Annotated in this window: 3 protein-coding genes; all 3 read left to right on the forward strand. The window is 71.8% G+C overall.

Going from position 1 to position 2,893, the window contains the following annotated elements; all coding sequences use genetic code 11:
* Positions 1-1,793: anthranilate synthase component I (locus IEZ03_RS04010; protein WP_229807997.1), on the forward strand; the 1,793-nt coding region annotated here is incomplete at its 5' end.
* Between the two features lie 275 nt (positions 1,794-2,068).
* Positions 2,069-2,215 (forward strand): GPGG-motif small membrane protein, encoded by a 147-nt coding sequence (locus IEZ03_RS04015; RefSeq protein WP_165966046.1) that lies wholly within the window; start codon positions 2,069-2,071, stop codon positions 2,213-2,215.
* A 69-nt stretch (positions 2,216-2,284) separates the two neighbouring features.
* Positions 2,285-2,893: SDR family NAD(P)-dependent oxidoreductase (locus IEZ03_RS04020; RefSeq protein ID WP_229807998.1), on the forward strand; the 609-nt coding region annotated here is incomplete at its 3' end.

Genomic DNA, 2,893 nt, shown 5'->3' on the forward strand with positions numbered 1-2,893 from the left:
TCCCCGAGGAGGAGCGCAGCCGCCGGCCGACCGTCTTCACCGCGCTGCGCGCAGTCGTCGACCTGTTCCGCTGCGACGACCCCCACCTCGGCCTGTACGGGGCGTTCGGGTACGACCTGTCGCTCCAGTTCGAGCCGCTGCGGACGAGCACCGAGCGGCCCGCGGACCAGCGCGACCTCGTCCTGCACCTGGCCGACGAGATGGTCGTCGTGGACCGCAAGCGCGAGACCTCGCACCGGATCTCCTACGACTTCGAGGTCGGCGGGGCCGGCACCGCGGGCCTGCCGCGCCGCACCGGGCCGACGCCCGTGCCGCCGGCCGCGGCGGAGCTCCCGCCGCAGCCCGTCCCCGGCGTGTACGCGCAGATGGTGCGGGACGCCAAGGAGAAGTTCGTCCGCGGCGACCTGTTCGAGGTGACGCCCGGCCACGCCATGTACGCGCACTGCGACGCGCCCGCCGCGTTCTTCGAGCGGCTGCGGGAGACCAACCCCGCGCCGTACGAGTTCCTGTTCAACCTGGGCGAGGGCGAGTACCTCGTCGGCGCGTCGCCGGAGATGTTCGTGCGGGTGAGCGGCGACCGGGTCGAGACGTGCCCGATCGCCGGGACGATCAGGCGCGGCGCCGACGCGCTGGAGGACGCCGAGCAGATCCGCACGATCCTGTCGTCCGCCAAGGACGAGTCGGAGCTGACCATGTGCACCGACGTCGACCGCAACGACAAGTCGCGGATCTGCGTGCCGGGCAGCGTGCGCGTCCTCGGCCGCCGGCAGATCGAGATGTACTCGCGGCTGATCCACACCGTCGACCACATCGAGGGGCGGCTGCGCCCCGGGTTCGACGCCCTCGACGCGTTCCTCACCCACATGTGGGCGGTCACCGTCACCGGCGCGCCCAAGGCGTGGGCGATGCAGTTCATCGAGGACCACGAGGACTCGCCCCGCCGCTGGTACGGCGGCGCCGTCGGGTTCGTCGGCTTCGACGGGTCGATGAACACCGGCCTGACGCTGCGGACCGCGCAGATCCGCGACGGCGTCGCCACCGTCCGGGCCGGGGCGACGCTGCTCTACGACTCCGACCCCGACGAGGAGGAGCGCGAGACGCACCTCAAGGCGAGCGCGCTGCTGGGCGCGCTCACCGCGGGCCGGCAGGAGACCGGGCCCGCCGCGTTGGAGGAGGCCCCGGCGGCGCCGCCGCCCGGGGCGGGTGACGGCCTCACGGTGCTGCTCGTCGACCACGAGGACTCGTTCGTGAACACCCTGGCCGACTACTTCCGCCAGCAGGGCGCCTCGGTGACCACGCTGAGGCACGGGTTCCCGGTGCGGGTGCTGGACGAGTACGCGCCCGACCTCGTCGTGCTGTCGCCCGGCCCCGGCCGTCCCGAGGACTTCGACGCCCGCGCCCTCCTCGACGCCCTCGACGAGCGGGGCCTCCCGGTCTTCGGCGTCTGCCTGGGCCTCCAGGCGATGGTCGAGCACGCGGGCGGTGAGCTGGCGCTGCTGCCCGAGCCGTCCCACGGCAAGCCCGGCCAGGTGAAGGTGACCGGCGGCGAGCTGTTCGAGGGGCTCCCGGACGAGTTCACCGCGGCCCGCTACCACTCGCTGCACGCCACGCCCGACCGGGTGCGGGGCTTCCAGGTGACGGCGCTGACCGGGGACGTCGTGATGGCCATCGAGGACCCCGCGCGGCGGCGCTGGGCGGTCCAGTTCCACCCGGAGTCCATCCTCACGGCGGCGGGCCGGGCCGGGCACCGGATCGTCGCGAACGTGCTGGAACTGAGCCGTCCCCAGACTTGAAGCGCTCGTACAGTTGAACGGCTCCTAGTCCTGAAGCAGGAGATCGGCAGGCCCGAAATACTCCTTAGGTCGCTGTCGCGGGACCGGGGAGACCCGGAAGACTTGGTGACCGGCCACCGCGCCGCCTCCGGGTGGCGCAGGTGATCGCCGTTATCCCGGCGGAGGGGGAGAGGTCGCTCCCCCTCCGTCCATAACGGAGTGTCCGTAACAGGATTTATGGACATCCGTGGCGTGAATCCGGTTTTGTCGTGTATCTACCGGGGATCTCGCGTGCCATGATGACAATTCTGTGGCTCATCGCCGTCGTCCTGGTGATCGCCGGCATCTACGTGATCGTCGCCCGCCGCGACCTGCTCTGGGGCATCGTCCTCATCGTCGTCGGGCTCCTCGTCGGCCCCGGTGGGGTCAGCATCTTCACCTGACGGACAGCCGCCGGCCAAGGGGCGGAAACCTGACGTGACCTGTCAGGTTTCGGTGCGAGCATCGTCCCCATGAGCCGTGCACTGGAAGGAAGGACCGCCCTGGTCGCCGGGGGAACGCGGGGCGCGGGCCGCGGCATCGCCGTGGAGCTCGGCGCCGCGGGAGCGGCCGTGTACGTGACGGGACGGTCCACCCGGTCGAGCCGATCGGAGATGGACCGTCCCGAGACCATTGAGGAGACCGCGGAACGGGTGACGGCCGCGGGCGGCGAGGGCATCGCCGTCCGGGTCGACCACCTCGACCCCGGACAGGTCGACGCCCTCGTCCGCCGCATCGACGCGGAGCGGGGGCGGCTGGACGTCCTGGTCAACGACATCTGGGGCGCCGACCACCTGTTCGAGTTCGGCAAGCCGCTGTGGGAGCAGTCCCTGGAGAACGGGCTGCGGCTGCTGCGGCTGGCCATCGAGACCCACGCCATCACCAGCCACCGCGCGCTCCCGCTGCTGATCCGCGAGCCCGGCGGCCTCGTGATCGAGATGACCGACGGCACCGCCGAGTACAACGCCCGGTACCGCAGGGACGTCGGCTACTTCTACGACCTCGCCAAGAGCGCCGTGATCCGGATGGCGCTCGCCCAGTCGGAGGAGATCGCCGGGTACGGCGGCACCGCCGTGGCGCTG

Source organism: Actinomadura livida, from assembly GCF_014648675.1.
Taxonomy (GTDB): Bacteria; Actinomycetota; Actinomycetes; order Streptosporangiales; family Streptosporangiaceae; genus Spirillospora; species Spirillospora livida.